24 protein-coding genes are annotated in these 19873 nt (G+C 59.8%); 14 read left to right on the forward strand and 10 right to left on the reverse strand.

What is annotated here, in order from left to right; genetic code table 11:
• Positions 1-65: 65 nt before the first annotated feature.
• Positions 66-512 (reverse strand): MarR family winged helix-turn-helix transcriptional regulator, encoded by a 447-nt coding sequence (locus QMK55_RS22310; RefSeq protein WP_320329973.1) that lies wholly within the window; start codon positions 510-512, stop codon positions 66-68.
• A gap of 82 nt (positions 513-594) precedes the next feature.
• Between QMK55_RS22310 and QMK55_RS22315 the strand changes: the two genes are divergently transcribed.
• On the forward strand, positions 595-1761 hold the full coding sequence (locus tag QMK55_RS22315; protein WP_102359075.1) for a PLP-dependent aminotransferase family protein: 1167 nt from the start codon (positions 595-597) through the stop codon (positions 1759-1761).
• 160 nt (positions 1762-1921) lie between these two features.
• Here QMK55_RS22315 and QMK55_RS22320 read toward each other — a convergent pair whose 3' ends face one another.
• The 5 genes from QMK55_RS22320 to QMK55_RS22340 all read right to left on the reverse strand — a co-directional run bounded on the left by QMK55_RS22320 (position 1922) and on the right by QMK55_RS22340 (position 4706).
• Positions 1922-2293, reverse strand: a complete 372-nt coding sequence (locus QMK55_RS22320; protein ID WP_102359080.1) for a glutathione S-transferase N-terminal domain-containing protein — start codon at positions 2291-2293, stop codon at positions 1922-1924.
• Positions 2294-2395: 102 nt separating this feature from the next.
• A complete protein-coding gene (gene folE, locus QMK55_RS22325) occupies positions 2396-2941 on the reverse strand; it encodes a GTP cyclohydrolase I FolE (RefSeq protein ID WP_003442011.1) in 546 nt (181 codons plus the stop codon).
• Between the two features lie 77 nt (positions 2942-3018).
• Positions 3019-3576, reverse strand: coding sequence for a Smr/MutS family protein (locus QMK55_RS22330; RefSeq protein ID WP_320329974.1), 558 nt, complete (start codon positions 3574-3576; stop codon positions 3019-3021).
• A 74-nt stretch (positions 3577-3650) separates the two neighbouring features.
• Positions 3651-3971, reverse strand: coding sequence for a hypothetical protein (locus tag QMK55_RS22335; RefSeq protein ID WP_102359077.1), 321 nt, complete (start codon positions 3969-3971; stop codon positions 3651-3653).
• Between the two features lie 144 nt (positions 3972-4115).
• On the reverse strand, positions 4116-4706 hold the full coding sequence (locus QMK55_RS22340) for a cysteine hydrolase family protein (protein WP_102359078.1): 591 nt from the start codon (positions 4704-4706) through the stop codon (positions 4116-4118).
• Between the two features lie 238 nt (positions 4707-4944).
• Between QMK55_RS22340 and prmB the strand changes: the two genes are divergently transcribed.
• Positions 4945-5853, forward strand: a complete 909-nt coding sequence (gene prmB / locus QMK55_RS22345; protein WP_102359079.1) for a 50S ribosomal protein L3 N(5)-glutamine methyltransferase — start codon at positions 4945-4947, stop codon at positions 5851-5853.
• A 174-nt stretch (positions 5854-6027) separates the two neighbouring features.
• On the opposite strand, the gene QMK55_RS22350 is transcribed toward prmB, so the two are convergent.
• The 3 genes from QMK55_RS22350 to QMK55_RS22360 form a co-directional block, all read right to left on the reverse strand.
• A complete protein-coding gene (locus QMK55_RS22350; RefSeq protein ID WP_320329975.1) occupies positions 6028-6975 on the reverse strand; it encodes an IS110 family transposase in 948 nt (315 codons plus the stop codon).
• 245 nt (positions 6976-7220) lie between these two features.
• A complete protein-coding gene (locus QMK55_RS22355; protein WP_025113356.1) occupies positions 7221-8012 on the reverse strand; it encodes a hypothetical protein in 792 nt (263 codons plus the stop codon).
• A gap of 99 nt (positions 8013-8111) precedes the next feature.
• Positions 8112-9065: an alpha/beta hydrolase gene (locus QMK55_RS22360; RefSeq protein ID WP_320329976.1), complete on the reverse strand. Its 954-nt coding sequence runs from the start codon at positions 9063-9065 to the stop codon at positions 8112-8114.
• A gap of 130 nt (positions 9066-9195) precedes the next feature.
• Here QMK55_RS22360 and aroC point away from each other — a divergent pair, with 130 nt between their 5' ends.
• The 5 genes from aroC (at position 9196) to mtnC (ending at position 13416) form a co-directional block, all read left to right on the forward strand.
• Positions 9196-10287 (forward strand): chorismate synthase, encoded by a 1092-nt coding sequence (gene aroC, locus QMK55_RS22365; RefSeq protein WP_320329977.1) that lies wholly within the window; start codon positions 9196-9198, stop codon positions 10285-10287.
• 34 nt (positions 10288-10321) lie between these two features.
• A complete protein-coding gene (locus QMK55_RS22370; protein ID WP_102358406.1) occupies positions 10322-11467 on the forward strand; it encodes an MFS transporter in 1146 nt (381 codons plus the stop codon).
• On the forward strand, positions 11464-12090 hold the full coding sequence (locus QMK55_RS22375) for a methylthioribulose 1-phosphate dehydratase (RefSeq protein WP_102358407.1): 627 nt from the start codon (positions 11464-11466) through the stop codon (positions 12088-12090). The genes QMK55_RS22370 and QMK55_RS22375 overlap by 4 nt, the downstream gene beginning before the upstream one ends.
• A 92-nt stretch (positions 12091-12182) precedes the next feature.
• Positions 12183-12728: a 1,2-dihydroxy-3-keto-5-methylthiopentene dioxygenase gene (locus QMK55_RS22380; protein ID WP_102358432.1), complete on the forward strand. Its 546-nt coding sequence runs from the start codon at positions 12183-12185 to the stop codon at positions 12726-12728.
• Between the two features lie 4 nt (positions 12729-12732).
• Positions 12733-13416: an acireductone synthase gene (gene mtnC, locus QMK55_RS22385; protein ID WP_320329978.1), complete on the forward strand. Its 684-nt coding sequence runs from the start codon at positions 12733-12735 to the stop codon at positions 13414-13416.
• A 90-nt stretch (positions 13417-13506) separates the two neighbouring features.
• On the opposite strand, the gene QMK55_RS22390 is transcribed toward mtnC, so the two are convergent.
• Positions 13507-13785 (reverse strand): DUF3509 domain-containing protein, encoded by a 279-nt coding sequence (locus QMK55_RS22390; RefSeq protein WP_027613327.1) that lies wholly within the window; start codon positions 13783-13785, stop codon positions 13507-13509.
• Positions 13786-14162: 377 nt separating this feature from the next.
• On the opposite strand from QMK55_RS22390, the gene QMK55_RS22395 reads away from it, so the two are divergent.
• From QMK55_RS22395 to QMK55_RS22425, 7 genes are all read left to right on the forward strand, one after another.
• Complete coding sequence (locus QMK55_RS22395; protein ID WP_102358409.1) at positions 14163-16001, forward strand: long-chain-acyl-CoA synthetase; 1839 nt, start codon at positions 14163-14165, stop codon at positions 15999-16001.
• Positions 16002-16098: 97 nt separating this feature from the next.
• Complete coding sequence (locus QMK55_RS22400; protein ID WP_102358410.1) at positions 16099-16617, forward strand: ankyrin repeat domain-containing protein; 519 nt, start codon at positions 16099-16101, stop codon at positions 16615-16617.
• Between the two features lie 195 nt (positions 16618-16812).
• Entirely contained in the window at positions 16813-17343 is a 531-nt protein-coding gene (locus QMK55_RS22405) for a hypothetical protein (protein WP_320329979.1), read from the forward strand.
• A gap of 71 nt (positions 17344-17414) precedes the next feature.
• A complete protein-coding gene (locus QMK55_RS22410) occupies positions 17415-17606 on the forward strand; it encodes a PLDc N-terminal domain-containing protein (protein ID WP_003223221.1) in 192 nt (63 codons plus the stop codon).
• A gap of 236 nt (positions 17607-17842) precedes the next feature.
• Entirely contained in the window at positions 17843-18718 is an 876-nt protein-coding gene (speE, locus tag QMK55_RS22415; protein ID WP_320329980.1) for a polyamine aminopropyltransferase, read from the forward strand.
• A gap of 235 nt (positions 18719-18953) precedes the next feature.
• Positions 18954-19187, forward strand: coding sequence for a hypothetical protein (locus tag QMK55_RS22420; RefSeq protein ID WP_025113344.1), 234 nt, complete (start codon positions 18954-18956; stop codon positions 19185-19187).
• A gap of 212 nt (positions 19188-19399) precedes the next feature.
• The gene (locus QMK55_RS22425; protein WP_007960698.1) at positions 19400-19747 is read left to right on the forward strand and encodes a ribonuclease E inhibitor RraB; all 348 of its coding nucleotides are present in this window, start codon (positions 19400-19402) and stop codon (positions 19745-19747) included.
• Positions 19748-19873 lie beyond the last annotated feature (126 nt).

Consider the following 19873-nt stretch of genomic DNA (forward strand, 5'->3'; position numbering starts at 1 on the left):
CCCGGATCATGGGTACTCAGCAGAACCCTGGGGGAGGGGGCTTGCTCCCGAAGAGGCCAGTCTGATCAATCGAGATGTGCCTGGCTGTCGCCCAACGCCATATTCACCGCCAACCACCCATTCACCGCCGCCTCCCCAGCCTCGGCAAACACTCGCTCAAGCAATTTCACCTGCTCGCGGCGCAACGCCTGCTCGAACTTCGCACCCTCGGCGGTCAGCTCCAGCAGGCGCTTACGCTTGTCCGCCTCTGATGCGACGCTGTCCACCAGGTGCATCTCCTGCAACTGGCGCAACGGCATGTTCAACGCCTGTTTGCTGACGCCGAGCAATCCCAGCAACTGCTTGACGCTGAGATTGGGATAACGCGCGATGAAAAACACAATCCGCTGATGCACCCGGGACAAGCCGCGACGCTCCAGCATTTCATCCGCCTTGGCAGTGAACGCCTGATAGCCGAAGAAAAACGCTTCCATCGCCTGTTGTTGGCTTGCAGGGCTTTTAAGGTCAAGCATATTGACGTACTCGCTCAAGCTGTCGTAGTTTCAGTCAACCAGTTTGACTTATTTTTCCCAGGCCTCGCTACCGGTGACTCCCATGGCTTTTTCCGAACGTGTCTCGCGCCTTAAAAGTTCTCTGATCCGTGAAATCCTCGCCGCCGCCCAGCGCCCGGAGGTGATGTCGTTCGCCGGCGGCCTGCCCGCCGAAGCCATGTTGCCGAAGGTCGAGTGGGCCGACATGCCGCTTTCCCTCGGCCAATACGGCATGAGCGAAGGCGAGCCGGCGCTGCGTGAAGCCCTGGCAGCAGAGGCGAGGGCGCTTGGCCTGGACTGTAAGGCGAGTCAGGTGCTGGTGGTCAGTGGTTCCCAGCAAACCCTCGATCTGGCGGCCAAGTTGTACATCGACAAGGGCACCGAGATTCTGCTGGAAGCGCCGACCTATCTGGCCGCCTTGCAGATCTTCCAGCTGTTTGGCGCCGATTGCCTGACCGTGCCGCAAGAGGCTGACGGACCCAATCTGGCCCAACTGCGCAGCCGCCTTGAGCAGCATCGTCCGGCGTTCATCTACCTGATCCCGACGTTCCAGAACCCGTCCGCCGTGCGCTACAGCGAAGCCAGGCGCGCCGCCGTCGCCGCGTTGCTGGATGAATTCGGCGTGACCCTGATCGAAGACGAGCCCTACCGCGAACTGACCTTCGATGGCGGCAGCGCCAAGCCGATTGCCGGGCGCCTGAAAACAGCCAGCTGGATCTACACCGGTACCGTGTCGAAAACCCTGCTGCCGGGTTTGCGTGTCGGTTACCTGATTGCCAGTCCGGACCTGTTCCCGCACCTGCTCAAGCTCAAGCAATCGGCGGATCTGCACACCAACCGCATCGGTCAGTGGCAGGCACTGCAATGGATCGGCACGGAACAATATCAGCAGCACTTGAGCGAACTGCGCGGCTTTTACCGTGAGCGGCGCGATGCGTTTGAGTCAGCACTGCAAACGCATTTCTCCGATCTGGCGAACTGGAACACGCCGCAGGGCGGGTTGTTTTTCTGGCTGACGCTGAAGCAGCCGCTGGATACCCGCACCTTGCTCAATGAGGCGCTGGCCAATGACGTGGCGTTCATGCCGGGCGAGCCGTTCTTTCCCGAGCCGGATAAACATCATGGGCATTTGCGTCTGAATTTCAGCCACATCGATCCGGCGCGATTGGATGAAGGACTCAAACGATTGGCGGCGGTGGTGCGACAGGCGCAGATAGATAAAGCGGCCTGAAAAACCAATAAACCGGCTCGAGGGCCGGTTTATTTTTGTCTGGGATTTGTGGTATCGGCGCGGGCCTCATCGCGAGCAGGCTCACCCCTACAGGGGAGCGCATTCCAAATGTAGGAGTGAGCCTGCTCGCGATAGGGCCATCAGCCGCAATACAGAAACATCAGACCGCCGCGAAGCGCTTGTCCAGATAATCAATGATCACCTTGGACTCATACATCCAGGTGGTCTGCCCATTTTCTTCAATGCGCAGGCACGGCACCTTGATCTTGCCGCCCTGGTCCAGCAGCGTCTGGCGATCCTGTTCGCTGTTCTTCGCGTCCTTCAGTGCCACCGGCACGTTCAGGCGGCGCAGGGTGCGGCGGGTTTTCACGCAGAACGGGCAGGCGTGGAACTGATACAGGGTCAGGCCTTTCGCGGCCGCGTTGACCTGGGCCTGGGTTTCGGCAGGGCGCTGTTTCTTGCCCGGGCGGGTGATGAAGTCGATGAAGATGATCAGTTGGCCAAGGCCGACACGAAGCGCTTTTACGAACACGTTGAAAGCCTCACGGTGCAAATTGAGAAAGGCGCGCAGCTTACCCGATTTTTCACGGGCGAAAAAAAACCGGCGATCAACGCCGGTTTTTTCTGCAGCCGATTACTTGATCAGGCTGAGGAACTCGCTGCGGGTTGCCGCGTTTTCGCGGAACTCACCGAGCATCACCGAAGTGATCATCGACGAGTTCTGCTTCTCGACACCGCGCATCATCATGCACATGTGCTTGGCCTCGATCACCACGGCCACGCCCAGCGCGCCAGTGACTTGCATCACCGCATCAGCGATCTGGCGGCTGAGATTTTCCTGAATTTGCAGGCGACGGGCGTACATGTCGACGATCCGCGCGACCTTCGACAGGCCCAGCACTTTGCCGCTCGGGATGTACGCGACGTGCGCCTTGCCGATGAACGGCAGCAGGTGGTGTTCGCACAACGAGTACAGCTCGATGTCCTTGACCAGCACCATTTCGCTGTTGTCGGAGCTGAACAGGGCACCGTTGGTGACCTCTTCGAGCGTCTGTTCATAACCGCGGCAGAGGTACTGCATGGCTTTGGCGGCACGCTTTGGCGTGTCGAGCAGGCCCTCGCGGGACACGTCCTCGCCCAGTTGGCCGAGGATCGCGGTGTAATTCTGTTCCAGGGACATGAAACTACCTGTGGGGATTTTCGCAAAGGGCAAGGGTACGGTGGCGGACACGACCCTGCAAGTTCGGTGTAACGCGATTATTCGTCGCGGCCTTCCATCATGGTGCGTTTAAGTATCACGTAAACCGCGCCGGCACCGCCATGTTTGGCCTGGCAGGAGCAGAAACCGAGTACTTGCGAGTGCTGGCGCAGCCAGGTGTTGACGTGGCTTTTGATCATCGGCCGCTTGCCGTCCAGACGCACGGCCTTGCCGTGGGTGACACGCACGCAGCGGATTTCGAATTTGGTCGCTTCGGCGAGAAAGGCCCAGAGGGTTTCGCGGGCTTTTTCGACGTTCATACCGTGCAGGTCGAGGCTGCCTTCAAACGGGATCTGCCCGATCTTGAGCTTGCGCATCTGGCTTTCCTGAACCCCGTCGCGGGCCCACATCAACTCGTCTTCGGGGCCGACGTCGATCACGAACTGATCGGACAGGCCATCCACGGTGGTGGTGTCGGTGCGCACGGTGGCGGACTGGCGCAGCTTGGCGATCTGTGCGCGGTCTGCCTTGGGTTTGCCGGTGTCGGCGCGGTCGTGCTTGATCGGCTTGACGCCTTGAATCGCACTTTTGAACAGGGAAAAATCGTCGTCTTGCATGTCAGCCTCCGCGAAGGGCGGCCAGTTTACCCAAGTCGAAACAAAACGGCCCGGCAAAAAGCCAGGCCGGTGATTCAGTCGTGTTTTTTCATCAGGTGCGGGGACATGTTCAGTTCCCGCGATTGCCGTGCACGACGCCGGCAACGACGCCACAGCGCCACGCCGAAATACAGGAACAGCAAACCGACCGCCAGAATGATCGCCGAACCCATCGGCGAGGCATTCAGCTCGCCGAGCGCGGGCGGGCGTCCCAGCAGGCTGGCGGCACCGGCCATCGCCAGCAGCACACCGAACATCGCCAGAATGGCGGCGATCGCTGCGCCGAATCGAAAACGCCAGTTGCTTTGGCCTTTGGGCCGCAAGCGGCGTGCGTCAAATCCATCGGATAACTTCATTCCGACCTTCCTCAATGGGTATCGGCCCTTCGACCGGGAGTTGACCGGGTTGTTCCTGAGGCTAAGGCAATTGAAGCAAATGCGAGGCTTTTGCGGATGAGCGGCGCTGTGTGCCGCTCACCGGAGCTTGATATCAGTGCGCGATCAGATCAGGTCTTGAGTCAAGGCGAGGGTGGCGAAGTTGTCGGCCATGATCGCCATTTCCGCTTCCTGCACCCGCTCGGCGCTGAGTACGCGACCCTTGAATGGCAGGTCACGGGTGGCGCAGGCGTCTTCCACCAGCGTGCAACGGAAGCCCAGGTTCTTCGCTGCGCGCACGGTGGTGCTGACGCTGGAATGGCTCATGAAGCCGCAGACGATCAAGTCCAGCGAGCCGAGGTTCTGCAGACGATCGAGCAGCTCGGTGCCGTGGAAGGCGCTCGGCAGCAGTTTGCCGATGATCGTTTCATCACCCTGTGGCTCAAGGCCGGGGATGAACTCGCCACGTTCGCCCTGCGGGTCGAACAGGCCACCGACGGTGCCGAGATGACGCACGTGCACGATCGGCCGACCGGCTGCACGGGCCGCAGCGACCAGTTGTTTGATGTTCGCGACGGCCGCGTCCATGCCGCTCAGGGCGAGCGGGCCACTGAGGTACTCTTTCTGGGCATCGATGATGACCACGGTGGCATGGCTCAGTGTGGCCGCTGCATAACCGCGACCGCTGAGTAGAAACATCGTTTTTGGAACGGACATTCGGGGCTCCTTGGGGTGGGGCTTTTGCGGCATTGTCCTCTGGCTGAGCGGTTCTGTGAACCGCTACCATCGTAGGCGCCGTCGTTACTGGCCTGTAGCCTTGTCACGTTACACGTTCTGTACAATGGCTGATGCAAAAATCAGAAAAGTCCTACTATCGCTCCGCTGATTTTCCTGCGTCGTCGGCGCGCGTTTTGGCTGGTAGAATCGCCAGTCGTTTTTTCTGGAGTTCTGCCCCGTGATCACTTCCCGACTTCGTACCCTGCGCGACCACATCCGTTGGGCCGTCAGCCGCTTCCATGGGGAGGATCTGTTTTTCGGCCATGGTACCGACAACGCCTGGGATGAAGCCCGGCAGTTGGTGCTCGGTGCACTGCACCTGCCGTGGGAAATCGCCGACAGCTATCTCGATTGTGCGCTGGAAGACGACGAACTGGTCAACCTGCAGCGCCTGCTCAAGCGCCGCATCGATGAGCGTATCCCGACCGCTTACCTGCTGGGTGAGGCTTGGTTCTGCGGGATGTCGTTCATCGTCGATGAGCGCGTGCTGATCCCGCGTTCGCCGATTGGCGAGTTGATCGAAAACCGCTTTGCGCCGTGGATCGGCGACGAGCCAGCACGCATTCTCGATCTGTGCACCGGCTCCGGCTGCATTGGCATCGCTTGCGCCTATGAATTCCAGAACGCTGAAGTGGTGCTGGCGGACCTGTCGTTCGAAGCACTGGAAGTGGCCAATCAGAACATCGAGCGCCATGGCGTCGATGAGCGCGTGTATACCGTGCAAGGTGATGGTTTCGATGGTCTGCCGGGGCAGCGTTTCGACCTGATCGTGTCGAATCCGCCGTACGTCGATGCGGAAGATTTCGCCGACATGCCGGATGAGTACCAGCACGAACCCGAGCTGGGCCTGGCCTGCGGTGACGATGGTCTGAACCTGGTACGGCGGATGCTCGCCGAAGCGGCGGATCATCTGACCGAGAAGGGCTTGCTGATTGTCGAGGTGGGCAACAGCCAGGTACACGTCGAAGCGTTGTACCCGGAAGTCGACTTCGCCTGGCTCGATTTCGAACGCGGCGGGCATGGCGTGTTCATGCTGACAGCTGAGCAGTGCCGCGATCATCAGGCCCTGTTCGCCACCCGCGTTTAAGCCTTAAAAGCTTGATCGTTCCCACGCTCTGCGTGGGAATGCCTCAATGGACGCTCTGCGTCCGCTGTTGGGACGCGGAGCGTACCGGGCTGCATTCCCACGCGGAGCGTGGGAACGATCAAGCACAGGGAAATGCATTCCAAGGTGGGAGATTCTATGGTTCATGCCTAGCCCCTAAACGGCTTTAGGTGAGTATTCGCTCTGGTTTTTCAACAGAGCAAATACCACCCGGGCAAGCTTGCGGGCTAGTGCGACCAGTGCTTGGGTAGTGCTCAATCCGCGCTCTCTTAAAGCCTCATAAAACCCTTTCCACGCCGAGGTCCGGCTCGCCGCCATTGCAGCGTTGTGCAGCAATCGACGTGCCTCTGAGTCGCCTCGTTTGGTCAGGCAGCGACGGCCTTTCTTTTTGCCTGAGTCCGATATGCGCAGATCCAGGCCCAGAAAGGCGATGAAAGCGTCGGCATTCCTGAAGTCCCCACGCTGAAAGGATGCGAGCAAGCGGGCGCCGGTCAACGTACCGATGCCTTCTACCTTCATGCAACGCTTGAGCTGAGCGCCTAAACCGGCTTCGTCTATCTGCGCCAGGATCGTTTTCTCCAGCAGGATTTCCAGTCTTTGCATGGCGTTTATCTGATTTTTGAAAACGGTTTTGAGCAATGGCTCATTCTCCCAGCTCTGCTTGAGGCTAACACGAGCCTGGACCAGAGCCGCACGGCGCCGGAAAAGACTGATGAGCCGGCAATACAAGGGCGACGGCGGTGTCCAAGGGCGTAAGTGGTCCCCTTCGTTTGTCAGATAACGGGCCAGTAATCGGGCATCCAGCGCATCAGTTTTGGCGCGAACGTTCACACCTTTGCGGTAATGGCTGAGCTCATAACCGCCAACCATATAGATCACGCAACCATCGGCATACGCCAGATCAGCAAATTCCTGGTGATAGATATTGGTGGCTTCGATGGCGATTGCCACTGGCTTGGCAGCGGTTTTGAGCCATTTCTTGATCGCCGCTTTGGTATTGGAGATTGTCTCGAGCTGATCTGATTCGGCGTGATAAATCACCAGTTCGTCCTTGGCGACATCAACCCCGATAATCGACTGAGTGGTAACGACGGGCATTGCCATGAGAAATCCTCCGGGCTAAGGTTTGAACGCTTGAAGGGTTCACCCAGAGGCGCAGGCTTGTTCCTATCGTCGGTCTAGGCCAGATGCATTCTTTATCGGCGCTTGGGTGAAAGGAGGAGGGGTGAAATCTCCCACGGTCTGTACTGCGCTAACAGTCAGAATCGAGCCTTGTCCCTCCTCCTCCCTTCAAGTCCTACCATACAAGCGAGCTTGCTCGCGAATGGCCGCGACGCGGTTTCAAGCCATCAGCGGTGCGTGGCAATCCAGATCAACAACCCCGCCTGAAACACCGCAAACGCCACCAGACAGGTAATGGTGAAGCGCAAACCAGCGTCTTCACGCTTGAACTTGCTGACTTTATCTTCCTGCTTCTTCAGCTTCACTTCCTGCTCGGCCAGGTTCTGCTCGGCCTGCTGCAGCATTTGCGCCGCTTCGAGAATCTCGACGATCTGCAGTTTTTCGCTGTTCCAGTCGCCCAGCAAGTCACCGACCTGCACCTCTTTGACGCTGCCCTTCAAATGCTGGGCATCGGCGTACACCACATCAAAACCATGCACACGCAAGAAGTGATCGCGACGCAGACGGGTGTCTTCATTCAGCGCGTCCTTGTTGCTCAGGTCCATGCCGTCGACGGTGTAGGCGGGCCAGCGTTTCTTCGCCCAGTTGATGCCTTGTGCGGCCACGAAGCGACCGATGCCACGGTTCAGCGGTTCGATCTGCAAGCCGCTGTCGGGGCCGAAATGCACACGCTTGGTGGTGTGATTGACCCACACGTCGAGCTGGTTCTGCTCTTTGCGCACGCGCTGGCCGGGGAGTTTGATCGCCATGCGCATCAGGCTGTGTTCTTTGCTGTTGCGCTCGGCGTAGCCGAATTCGACAAAGCGCAACGGCCGGCCACCAGTGTGCCGGTCAGTCTGCAGCGGGGCCAGGCGGAGCATCTTGTGGTGCTCGACGTGGACGTCCGCCCACGGCAGCTCGACCGCTGGCGGTGCGTCTTTTTCAGCGGTGGTGTCGGGTGAAGTCGGGGTATCAGTCATAACGGCGAGATCCTGTCCAAGCCCTGCTTGTCGCCAGCCGGTACGCTGGCGACAAAGGCTTATCGGCCGTTTTTTGCAGGACTAGAGGGCAAACACCGTTTAACGGGTGCGAAGTCCGTCAATAAACTCGATGAGTTTGCCGCCCAGTTCCGCTGCCAGTGGCAAATTCGGGTCCTTGTAGGAGGCCAATTGCCGCTTCACATCGGCGGGGACGATACGCATGACGTGGTTCATGCCTTCGATCACCACCAGTTCGGCGTCGGGTTTGGCGGCTTTCAGTGCCTGTGCATCGCCAACGCCGACCTGCATGTCGTTGCTGCCTTGAACGATCAGTGCCGGCATCTTCAACTGCGCAAAGGCCTTGGCCGGATCCTGGCGGAACAGCGAGATCATGTACGGCTGCACACTCGGGCGGAAGATCGGCTGCAGCGGCGCCGGCACGTTGGCATCGGTGTGGCCGGCCTTGAGGCTGTCGAGCAGTTCGTTGCTGCGCAGCATCAACGGTGGCGGCAGGCTGCGCGCCAGTTGCTCGCGAATCACCTGATCGACCGGCCGGGCGCTGCCGGACAGCGAAATCAGCGCAGCAGCGTCGGTGCGCGAGGCGGCGAGGGTGGCAATCAGTGCACCTTCGCTGTGACCGAGCACAATCAGCGGGCCGAAACGCGGATCACTTTTCAGCTTCTGGCCCCAGGCCGCGGCATCGTTGACGTAGGCCTCCACTGACAGATTGCGCTCGTCGGGTGTGGCGGCCAGGCTCGCGGCTACACCGCGCTTGTCGTAGCGCACGCTGGCGATGTTGTGTTTGGCCAGCACCCAGGCCAGCCGCTTGAGGCTGTCGTTGCGCCCGCCATCGGGGTTGTTGCCGTCACGATCCGTAGGACCCGAGCCCGAAATGATCAGTACAACCGGCACCGGGTTGTCGGATTTTGGCAGCAACAGCGAGCCGAAAAGTTCACCGTTGCCGGTGTCCAGGGAGATCGGGCGCTGCAGGACAGTCGCGTGGGCAAAGCCGGTAAACAGGGTAAGACTCAAGATCAGAACTCGCAGCATCATCACGCCATCATTCGCCAAGGTGCCGGTTGGACTCACCAACACCACTAAGGTTCGAGGATGAACTACTCGGTTAGCCTGCGTATACTGGCGCGCATCACGAATTCGGGTTTGATTTCACGGAGCGTCCTGCATGTCCGGCAATACCTACGGCAAGTTGTTCACTGTCACCACCGCTGGCGAAAGTCATGGTCCGGCGTTGGTCGCCATTGTCGACGGCTGCCCGCCGGGCCTGGAGATCTCTCTTGAAGACCTGCAGCGCGACCTCGATCGCCGCAAGCCGGGCACCAGCCGCCACACCACCCAGCGCCAGGAAGCCGACGAAGTCGAAATCCTTTCCGGCGTGTTCGAAGGCCGCACCACCGGTTGCTCCATCGGCCTGCTGATCCGCAACACTGACCAGAAGTCCAAGGACTACTCGGCGATCAAGGACCTGTTCCGCCCGGCCCACGCCGACTACACCTACCACCACAAATACGGCGAGCGCGATTACCGTGGTGGCGGTCGCAGTTCGGCGCGGGAAACCGCCATGCGTGTGGCGGCCGGTGCGATCGCGAAGAAATTCCTCGCCACTCAGGGCATCGTCATTCGCGGCTACATGAGCCAGCTCGGCCCGATCGAAATTCCGTTCAAGACCTGGGATTCGGTGGAAGAGAACGCCTTCTTCAGTCCGGATCCGGACAAAGTCCCTGAGCTGGAAGCCTACATGGACCAGTTGCGTCGCGACCAGGACTCGGTCGGCGCAAAAATCACCGTCGTTGCCGAAGGCGTCATGCCAGGCCTGGGCGAGCCGATCTTCGACCGCCTCGACGCCGAACTGGCCCACGCGCTGATGAGCATCAACGCCGTCAAAGGCGTGGAAATCGGCGCTGGTTTCGCCTGCGTTGCGCAGCGCGGCACCGAGCACCGCGATGAACTGACCCCGCAAGGTTTCCTCAGCAACAATGCTGGCGGCATTCTTGGTGGCATTTCCTCGGGTCAGCCGATCGTCGCCCATCTGGCGCTCAAGCCAACATCGAGCATCACCACCCCGGGCCGTTCGATCGACATCCACGGCAACCCGGTGGACGTGATCACCAAGGGCCGTCATGACCCGTGCGTCGGTATCCGCGCCACGCCGATCGCCGAAGCGATGATGGCCATCGTGCTGATGGACCACTTGCTGCGCCACCGTGGGCAGAACGCCGACGTGCGCGTCAGCACCCCGGTGCTGGGTCAGCTTTGATGGGTGATCTCAAAGCCGCTGCGGCATAACCCCCGTGGCGGCGCTCCCGTACTGGCGGCTGTCCAGTTTTTATCTGTTCTATTTCGCCTTGCTCGGTTCGACAGCGCCGTTTCTGGCGCTGTACTTCGATCACCTCGGGTTCAGCGCCGCGCGCATCGGCGAACTGGTGGCGATCCCGATGCTGATGCGCTGCGTGGCGCCGAACATCTGGGGCTGGCTCGGCGACTACACCGGCAAACGCCTGGCCATCGTGCGCTTCGGCGCGGTGTGCACGCTGCTGACCTTTTCGCTGATCTTCGTCAGCAAGACTTACGCCTGGCTGGCGATGGTCATGGCCTTGCACGCATTCTTCTGGCACGCCGTCCTGCCGCAGTTTGAAGTCATCACCTTGGCGCATTTGCAGGGGCAGACCTCGCGTTACAGCCAGATCCGCCTGTGGGGATCGATCGGTTTCATCATCACCGTGGTCGCCCTGGGCCGATTGTTCGAATGGCTGAGCCTCGATATCTATCCGGCGGCGCTGGTGCTGATCATGGCCGGCATCGTTCTCAGCAGCTTGTGGGTGCCGAATGCGCAACCACCGCAAGGTAATCGACCGAGCGGGGAGGGCTTCCTCAAACAACTGCGCAGCCCGGGTGTGCTGGCGTTTTACGGCTGCGTCGCGCTGATGCAGATGAGCCACGGCCCGTATTACACCTTTCTGACCCTGCACCTTGAACGACTCGGTTACAGCCGTGGCGTGATCGGCATGCTCTGGGCCGTGGGCGTGGTTGCCGAAGTGCTGATGTTCATGTTCATGAGCCGGATTCTCGCGCGGTTTTCCTTGCGTCGGGTGTTGATGGCGAGTTTTCTGCTGGCGGCGCTGCGCTGGTTGCTGCTAGGTTCGTTCGCCGAATTCCTGTGGGTGCTGTTGTTCGCGCAGGTGCTGCACGCGGCGACCTTCGGCAGCTTTCATGCGGCTGCCATCGCGTTCGTGCAACGTAGTTTCGGCGCACGCCAGCAAGGCCAGGGCCAGGCGCTGTACGCCGCGCTGGCCGGCACCGGTGGTGCGATGGGGGCGTTGTATTCCGGTTACAGCTGGAATGCCCTCGGCGCGACATTGACCTTTAGTATTGCCAGTCTCGCGGCGCTCGCTGCTGCCGTTATCATTGCCACACGTATGCAAGAGGACAGGCCATGAGCCTTACGCGTGAACAGCTTGCCCAGCAAATCGTCGACGCCGGGCGTTTTCTTTATGGTCGCGGCTGGTCGCCGGCCACCAGCAGCAATTATTCGACACGCCTGTCGGCCAGCGAAGCGCTGCTGACCGTGTCCGGCAAGCACAAGGGCCAGTTGGGTCTGGACGACGTGCTCGCCACCGACTTGTCCGGCAACAGCCTGGAACCGGGGAAAAAACCGTCCGCCGAAACCCTGCTGCACACCCAGCTCTACAGCTGGCGCCCAGAGATCGGCGCGGTGCTGCACACCCACTCGGTGAACGCCACGGTGCTGTCGCGCCTGACGCCTGAAGACTTCATCGAGTTCGAAGATTACGAACTGCAAAAAGCCTTCAGCGGCATCTCGACCCACGAATCCCGGGTGCGCGTGCCGATCTTCGACAACGATCAGGACATTGCGCGCCTCGCCACCAAGGTGCAGCCTTGGCTCGACGCCCATCCCGATTGCGTCGGTTATCTGATTCGCGGCCACGGCCTCTATACCTGGGGCGCGCAGATGAGCGACGCCCTGCGGCAGATCGAGGCCTTCGAATTCCTGTTTGAATGCGAGTTGAAAACCCGCAGCGTCATGAACCGCCAAGGCTGACTTCACCAGAAGCAGCCCATTCGCCTGATGAAATGCACTGCCCGACCGGTCTGCAAGAACCGGACGGCAAGGCCGATACCGAGGAATTGCCCATGAGCAGCCTGTCCGTTTATCACGTCTCCAGCCCTGACATTCCGAACAAGGTGCTGACCCATTTCGAAGACATTGCCTCGACGCTCGCCGAGCAGGGCGTGCGCTTTGACCGCTGGCAAGCGGCGGCGAAGATCCAGCCCGGAGCCACCCAGGAAGAAGTGATCAGCGCTTATCAGCAGCAGATCGACAAGCTCATGACCGAGCGCGGCTACATCACCGTCGACGTGATCAGCCTCAACAGCGATCACCCGCAAAAAGCCGAACTGCGCGCCAGGTTCCTTGAAGAGCACCGCCATGGCGAAGACGAAGTCAGATTTTTCGTCGCTGGTCGTGGGTTGTTTACCCTGCACATCGATGATTACGTCTACGCCGTACTCTGCGAGAAGAACGATTTGATCTCGGTGCCGGCCGGCACCAAACACTGGTTCGACATGGGTGAGCATCCGCACTTCGTGGCGATTCGTCTGTTCAACAACCCGGAAGGCTGGGTTGCCAATTTCACCGGCGAAGACATCGCCGGCCGTTTCCCGCGTCTGGAGGACTGATTCGATGTCGATCAAAGCCATCGTCACTGACATCGAAGGCACCACCAGCGCGGTGAGTTTCGTTTTTGATGTGCTGTTTCCGTACGCGGCCAAACACCTGCCGGATTTTGTTCGGCAGAACGCCGAACGCGCCGATGTGGCCGAGCAACTCGACGCCGTGCGCCGTGACAGCAATGCGCCGCAGGCCGATGTTGAGCGGGTTGTAGAAATTCTCTTGAGCTGGATCGAGGAAGACCGCAAAGCCACGCCGCTCAAAGCCTTGCAGGGCATGGTCTGGGCGCAGGGTTATCACGCCGGGCAGTTGAAGGGGCATGTTTACCCGGACGCGGTAGACGCACTGCAACGCTGGCATGCGGCGGGTTATCAACTGTTTGTGTATTCGTCGGGTTCGATCCAGGCGCAGAAGCTGATCTTCGGTTGCTCGGAGGCGGGGGATTTGACGCCGCTGTTCAGCGGGTATTTCGACACCACGTCGGGGCCCAAGCGTGAGGCGCAGTCGTACACGAACATCCAGCAAGCCATTGGCGTTGAAGCGGGTGAACTCCTGTTCCTCTCGGACATCGTCGAAGAACTTGACGCCGCTCAAGCGGCCGGCCTGCAGACCTGCGGCCTGGCGCGTGAAGGCGGGGAGCTGGGAAGCCATGTCACCGTCGACACTTTCACCGGTATCGAACCGGAAGCGTTCTAGAGAACCCACAGGGGGGGGTGACAACCGCAAATGTAAACAGGCCGTGAAGCGAAAGCTCCACGGCCTGTTTTGTTTAAAGCGATTTAAACCTTACAGCGAGTGATACGTCGGCAGCGCAAAGCGTTGCTGGCTTTGCAACATTGCAATCTGCGGCAGTTCGCTGGCTTCTTCTGCCAGGTCACGACGAATCGCGCTGATCGCCCACGACAGTTGGTCGGCGTTGTGCATTTGCTGGTACGTCAGGGCGCGCTTGAACACTTTGCCTTCGCTGCTGCGCAGGGTCAGCAGGATCCCGCCATCGGGACGTGGCGCAGTGGTGACGTTGAAGTTGGAGAACAGCGAGGTAAATTTTTCTTGGATCAGGCTCATGTCTATCAGCTCCGTATGCACTTGAATGGCAAGCATGCAGAGGAGGTTGCAGCGATTGTGCCAGTATTCTGAAAATAATAAACCGATATAAATCAATAGCTTATAAGTAATGAAATTTGCAATGGTCGTGCAATCTGCATGAATGGCCATCGTGCATCCTGCATTTTGCGGGATTGTCGCTGACACGATGGAACCTATTCACCGCTCCATGATCCCCGCCGTCATCCGCGCGTTTGCGGATACAAAACATTGCAAAAACCGCGTGTACGGCCGCGAAGCGCTGACGTATTTTCGGTCTCGACCTTTGCTCACGACGCAGGTCAGCCCACAGCCCGAACAATAAAAAAACGGCCACCGAGGTCGACCGGGGAGCCTCCATGAGTCACGCGCCAAGCGACACGATTACCTGGGGCATGATGCTCCGCAAACTGCCGATGATCGCCAAGGCCCTCCCGCGAGTGGTCAAGGGCATGAAGGTGGCCAACGTCAAGGACCCGACCCAGGCATGTGGCCTTGGCTGGACATTCGAACAAGCGACCCTGCGCAATCCTGAAGGCCTGGCGTTATTGCAGGGCGATGTCCTGCTGACCTATGCGCAGGTCAACCAGTGGGCCAATCGCATCGCCCACTATCTGAGTGCGCAGGGCATCGGCAAGGGTGATGTGGTCGCGGTGTTCATCGAAAACCGCCCGGAACTGCTGGTGACCATTCTGGCGCTGGCCAAGCTCGGCGCGGTCAGCGCGCTGCTCAACACCTCGCAGACCCGCGACACGCTGATCCACAGCGTGAATCTGGTGGCGCCGGTGGCGATTGTGCTCGGCGAGGAACTGCAGTCGGCGTTTGCCGCGATCCGTGAGCAAGTGTCGATCGCGGCGCAGCGCACCTGGTTTATCGCCGACCGCGACACCTACAGCCACCCGGGCATTGCGCCTGAAGGCTACGTCAACCTGATCAGCGCCAGTGCCGATGCCTGTTCTGACAACCCGCCCAGCAGCAGTGAAGTGTTCTTCGACGATCCGTGCTTTTACATCTACACCTCTGGCACTACCGGCCTGCCCAAGGCCGGGGTGTTCAAGCACGGCCGCTGGATGCGCAGCTCGGCCAGCTTCGGCATGATCGCCCTGAACATGACCCCCGACGACGTCGTCTATTGCACCTTGCCGCTGTACCACGCCACCGGGCTCTGCGTGTGCTGGGGCTCGGCGATCAACGGTGCCTCCGGATTTGCGATCCGCCGCAAGTTCAGCGCCAGCCAGTTCTGGAGTGACGTGCGTCGCTATCGTGCGACCACCCTCGGCTATGTTGGCGAATTGTGTCGCTATCTGGTCGATCAACCGCCCAGCGTCGACGACAGCCGCCACGAGGTGCGCAAGATGATCGGCAACGGCTTGCGTCCCGGTGCCTGGGCGGAGTTCAAGACCCGCTTTGCCGTCGAGCATATCTGCGAGCTGTACGCGGCAAGCGACGGCAACATCGGCTTCAGCAACATCCTCAACTTCGACAACACCATCGGTTTCTCGTTGATGGCCTGGGAGCTGGTGGCCTACGACCACGATAGCGGTGAGCCATTGCGCAGCGCCGACGGCTTCATGCGCAAGGTCGGCAAGGGCGAGCAGGGCTTGCTGCTGGCGCGGATCGACGAGAAAGCCCCGCTGGACGGCTACACCGACCCGCAGAAAACCGCCAAAGTGGTGCTGCACGACGTGTTCAGCAAGGGCGACCGCTTTTTCAACACCGGCGACCTGCTGCGCAATATCGGTTTCGGCCATGCACAGTTCGTCGACCGCCTCGGCGATACCTATCGCTGGAAGGGCGAAAACGTCTCGACCACTGAAGTGGAAAACCTCCTGCTGCAGCATCCGCACATCTCAGAGGCAGTCGCCTACGGCGTCGAAGTGCGCAACACCAACGGTCGCGCCGGGATGGCCGCGATCACCCCGGCCGAGTCCCTGGCGACCCTGGATTTCGCCGAGCTGCTGGCGTTCGCCCGTCAGCGCATGCCGGCCTATGCGGTGCCGCTGTTTTTGCGGGTCAAGGTGAAAATGGAAACCACCGGGACTTTCAAATACCAGAAGACCCGTCTGAAAAACGAAGGCTTCGACCCCGGTCAGACGGGCGATGACCCGATCTACGCGTGGCTGCCCGGCACCCAGACTTACGTGCAAGTGACGGATCAGGTATTAGCGGATATTGATCAGGGCAAGCACCGTTATTGATATTGGCTATGACGTGACTTGAGAAAAAGGGGGTGACAGCTATCGTCGCGCTCGGGAAACTGTCGGCTTTGCGATTAACCGAAAGTGGAGTTGCCCCATGTCTGACCAAAGCCGCCAGATGACCCCTGAAGAAGCTGCCGAATTCACCGAGCAGGTTTTCAACAAGGCACGCGACGGTGATGCCGAGATGCTCGATCGCCTGGTCACGGCCGGTTTGCCGGTGAACCTGAAGAACAGCAAGGGCGACACGCTGCTGATGCTCGCCAGTTACTACGGTCACGTCGATGCGGTGCAGGTGCTGCTCAAGCACAAGGCCGATCCGGAAATGCGCAACGGCAACGGCCAGAGCCCGATTGCCGGCGCGGCGTTCAAAGGTGACCTGGCGGTGGTCAAGGCGCTGGTCGAGGCGGGCGCCGAAATCGAAGGTTCGTCCTTCGATGGCCGTACGGCGCTGATGATGGCGGCGATGTTCAACCGCGTCGAAATCGTCGATTACCTGATCAGCAAAGGCGCTGATCCGAAGGCCAAGGACGCCAACGGCATCACCGCGCTGGACGCAGCCCGCACCATGGGCGCGGTCGATACCACGGCGCAGCTGGAAAAACTCCTGGCCTGAATTTGGCGATACCTCTGTGGCGAGGGGGCTTGCCCCCGTTCCGGTGCCTAGCGCCGGCATTTTTCAGGGCTGCTGCGCATCCCAACGGGGGCAAGCCCCCTCGCCACAGGTGTGCTTTCACTGCAGGTGTCGGGTGTGCTGAAGAATGCGTTATCCTTCGCGGCCAAAATTTCACCTCCCACAGGATCCGCCCTCATGAAAGCCGCACTCGTCGAACTCATCAGCAAAATCAGCTCAGGCTGCATGGGCGAGGACGAGATCCTGAACGTGGCCGACGAAGCCGCACAGGCCTACGCCGATGCCGAGGCTTTCCTCACGGCCAACCCCGATATCAACTACGACGATACGTTCCCGATTCCGCTGGGCGAGTGGGTCGTGGTCGGCAGCCTGCCGGAGACCGTGCTGTTCCAGGCGGATACCTACGTTGACCTGTTCGCGCAGATCGTTGCCTCGTTCGGCCCGGGCATCGATTTCAACCTCAAGCCAAAACAACTGGCCAAGACCGAAGCGCTGACTGCACTCAACCGCATCCAGGTGCAGATGAGCAGCCTGAACAAGGAAAACGGCGGTTACACGCTGATGAACTTCAGCCAGTTGCTCGACGACGAGCTGCAAGTGGTGCTGGTCTACGGCAACGACGTGCCACGGGTGCTGGAATTGTGCGCCCAGGTCGGCATCGCTGCTGCGCCGTCGCTGGAAGCCCTGAAGGTCGCCGTTCACGTCTGAGCGCAATAAAAGGGAACCCTGCGCGCGACCGTCTATCCTAAAAGTGCATGCCACTATTCTGGAGCGACACCATGGGTTCCACGTTCAATGGTCTGATCGGCCTGATCATTCTTGCCCTCGACATCTGGGCCATCATCAACGTGCTGAAAAGCGGCGCCGAGACCGGGATGAAAATCCTCTGGGTCCTGCTGATCATCCTCCTGCCGGTGCTGGGCCTGATCATCTGGGCGATCGCCGGGCCACGCGGCAACGTGCGGATCTGATCCTGAGAACACCGCAATACCCTTTGTAGGAGTGAGCCTGCTCGCGATAGCTATTCCACAGTCACTGAGCCTGTGACTGAAAGAGCGCTATCGCGAGCAGGCTCACTCCTACAAGGGATTGTGGCTGGCCGATGAACTGAGGTTCGACCTGTCATCTTCGGCAACGTAGAATGCGCGCCTTTCCCGGGCAATCGTCCCCACGATCGACGCCTGCGCATTCATCGGAGCACTTGACCATGACCGTCACCAAGACCAGCGAATACCTGGAAACCCTCTACGAAGGCTACGGCCAGCGTTTTCGCATGGAAAAACTGCTGCACGAAGTGCGCACCGAACACCAGCATCTGGTGATCTTCCAGAACCCGCGCATGGGCCGGGTGATGGCGCTGGACGGCGTGATCCAGACCACCGAAGCCGATGAATTCATCTACCACGAGATGCTTACCCACGTGCCGATCCTCGCCCACGGCACCGCCAAGCGCGTGCTGATCATCGGTGGCGGTGACGGCGGCATGCTGCGCGAAGTGACCAAGCACGCGGGTGTCGAGCACATCACCATGGTCGAGATCGACGGCACCGTGGTCGACATGTGCAAGGAATTTCTGCCGAACCATTCCAAGGGCGCCTACGATGACCCACGCCTGAATCTGGTGATCGACGACGGCATGCGTTTCGTCGCCACCACCACTGAAAAGTTCGACGTGATCATCTCCGATTCCACCGATCCGATCGGCCCGGGCGAAGTGTTGTTCTCGGAAAACTTCTACCAGGCTTGCCATCGCTGCCTGAACGACGGCGGCATCCTCGTGACCCAGAACGGCACGCCGTTCATGCAGATCGATGAAGTCAAAACCACCGCTGGTCGCCTGAAGAGCCTGTTTCCGGACTGGCACTTCTACCAGGCGGCCGTGCCGACCTACATCGGTGGTTCGATGACCTTCGCCTGGGGTTCGACCAACCCGGCCTACCGCAAGCTGAGCCGTGAAACCCTGCAACAGCGCTTCATCGGCAGCGGCATCGTCACCCGCTACTACAACCCGGAAATCCACATCGGTGCGTTCGCGTTGCCACAGTACGTGCTGCAGGCGATCAACAAGCCAAGCAACGACTAAAAACACTGCAAAACCCCTGTGGGAGCGAGCCTGCTCGCGAAAGCGGCCTGTCAGCCAACATATTTGTTGAATGATAAACCGCCTTCGCGAGCAGGCTCGCTCCCACTTTTGCTTGCCAGAACATCAGATGTCATTTTTTTCATGTTCACGCGCTGTAATCCTTTTGAACCAACCCTCGGCGTCTAAAGTCGAGATAGTAGTAAGCCCATTTGCGGGTTTGATCGAGGAGGCACCGATGCAAAAGTGGAAAGTCACTTTCGTGGACGATCATGGTGAAATTGTCGATGAGGTGTTCGAACGCGCGGAATGCCCCAGTGATGACGAGGCCGCACGCCTGATCAAGGAACGGCTCCTGCCCGTGGCCGCCGAACTGGATATGAACGATCTGGAAGGCCGCACTGCCGATGCCGGGGTGAAAAGCCTGAAATCCCAGAACAGCATCGAAATCCGCAGCATCACTCCAATCTGAAATTCTTCTTGTCACCCGACGCACCAGGCCTTGGCAGCGCCTCTGTCTTGGGGCTACTCTGCAAGCGAGATCAGCGAATGAATCGCTAAGGTCTGGTCTTGTCAGCTACATGCTTGTTTCCCGCCGGCAACCCGTTTGCCGATGTGCTTTGGCCTGTAAGGCCCGGGGCGGGAATACGGAAAGTCTATCCATCTATCCGAGGGGGACGATTCATGAGCACAGCCTATCAAGAAGACATCAGCAGCAATGTACTGCGCCGCATGAAAGAAGGCGGTTTCGATTTTTCCCGATTCCATCCCATCGAGTTCTACGCCATTTTCCCGGACGAGGAGCGGGCGCGCAGAGCAGCAGGCAAATTTCGCGGTGAATCCATCAATGCCCAGGTCAGTGCGCGCGACGATGGCGCCTGGTCACTGGAATTGAGCAAAGTGATGTACGCAACCTATGACGACATTGGCGACTTCGAGCAGGGTTTCTCTGCCGTGGTCGAACCGCTGGGCGGCATCATCGAAGGCTGGGGCGTGAAGCAGGAGGTGCGCAACCGCCATCGTCTGAACTGACTCATCGCAACGATTAACAGCAACGGCTGACCTTCGGGTCGGCCGTTGTCGTTTCTGGCCCCGAACAGCCCGTGGCAAAACCCTGAAACAAGAATCCCGGGCAAAAAAAAGCCACCGCAGAGGGTG

The sequence above is a fragment of the Pseudomonas sp. P8_229 genome, from assembly GCF_034008635.1.
GTDB lineage: Bacteria > Pseudomonadota > Gammaproteobacteria > Pseudomonadales > Pseudomonadaceae > Aquipseudomonas.

What these genes read in the sequence shown, in the direction of transcription:
- QMK55_RS22310 (WP_320329973.1), bottom strand. Translation starts at nt 512, where the DNA reads ATGCTTGACCTTAAAAGCCCTGCAAGCCAACAACAGGCGATGGAAGCG.
- QMK55_RS22315 (WP_102359075.1), top strand. Translation starts at nt 595, where the DNA reads ATGGCTTTTTCCGAACGTGTCTCGCGCCTTAAAAGTTCTCTGATCCGT.
- folE (WP_003442011.1), bottom strand. Translation starts at nt 2,941, where the DNA reads ATGTCCCTGGAACAGAATTACACCGCGATCCTCGGCCAACTGGGCGAG.
- QMK55_RS22330 (WP_320329974.1), bottom strand. Translation starts at nt 3,576, where the DNA reads ATGCAAGACGACGATTTTTCCCTGTTCAAAAGTGCGATTCAAGGCGTC.
- QMK55_RS22335 (WP_102359077.1), bottom strand. Translation starts at nt 3,971, where the DNA reads ATGAAGTTATCCGATGGATTTGACGCACGCCGCTTGCGGCCCAAAGGC.
- QMK55_RS22340 (WP_102359078.1), bottom strand. Translation starts at nt 4,706, where the DNA reads ATGTCCGTTCCAAAAACGATGTTTCTACTCAGCGGTCGCGGTTATGCA.
- QMK55_RS22350 (WP_320329975.1), bottom strand. Translation starts at nt 6,975, where the DNA reads ATGGCAATGCCCGTCGTTACCACTCAGTCGATTATCGGGGTTGATGTC.
- QMK55_RS22355 (WP_025113356.1), bottom strand. Translation starts at nt 8,012, where the DNA reads ATGACTGATACCCCGACTTCACCCGACACCACCGCTGAAAAAGACGCA.
- QMK55_RS22360 (WP_320329976.1), bottom strand. Translation starts at nt 9,065, where the DNA reads ATGATGCTGCGAGTTCTGATCTTGAGTCTTACCCTGTTTACCGGCTTT.
- aroC (WP_320329977.1), top strand. Translation starts at nt 9,196, where the DNA reads ATGTCCGGCAATACCTACGGCAAGTTGTTCACTGTCACCACCGCTGGC.
- QMK55_RS22375 (WP_102358407.1), top strand. Translation starts at nt 11,464, where the DNA reads ATGAGCCTTACGCGTGAACAGCTTGCCCAGCAAATCGTCGACGCCGGG.
- QMK55_RS22380 (WP_102358432.1), top strand. Translation starts at nt 12,183, where the DNA reads ATGAGCAGCCTGTCCGTTTATCACGTCTCCAGCCCTGACATTCCGAAC.
- mtnC (WP_320329978.1), top strand. Translation starts at nt 12,733, where the DNA reads ATGTCGATCAAAGCCATCGTCACTGACATCGAAGGCACCACCAGCGCG.
- QMK55_RS22390 (WP_027613327.1), bottom strand. Translation starts at nt 13,785, where the DNA reads ATGAGCCTGATCCAAGAAAAATTTACCTCGCTGTTCTCCAACTTCAAC.
- QMK55_RS22395 (WP_102358409.1), top strand. Translation starts at nt 14,163, where the DNA reads ATGAGTCACGCGCCAAGCGACACGATTACCTGGGGCATGATGCTCCGC.
- QMK55_RS22400 (WP_102358410.1), top strand. Translation starts at nt 16,099, where the DNA reads ATGTCTGACCAAAGCCGCCAGATGACCCCTGAAGAAGCTGCCGAATTC.
- QMK55_RS22405 (WP_320329979.1), top strand. Translation starts at nt 16,813, where the DNA reads ATGAAAGCCGCACTCGTCGAACTCATCAGCAAAATCAGCTCAGGCTGC.
- QMK55_RS22410 (WP_003223221.1), top strand. Translation starts at nt 17,415, where the DNA reads ATGGGTTCCACGTTCAATGGTCTGATCGGCCTGATCATTCTTGCCCTC.
- speE (WP_320329980.1), top strand. Translation starts at nt 17,843, where the DNA reads ATGACCGTCACCAAGACCAGCGAATACCTGGAAACCCTCTACGAAGGC.
- QMK55_RS22420 (WP_025113344.1), top strand. Translation starts at nt 18,954, where the DNA reads ATGCAAAAGTGGAAAGTCACTTTCGTGGACGATCATGGTGAAATTGTC.
- QMK55_RS22425 (WP_007960698.1), top strand. Translation starts at nt 19,400, where the DNA reads ATGAGCACAGCCTATCAAGAAGACATCAGCAGCAATGTACTGCGCCGC.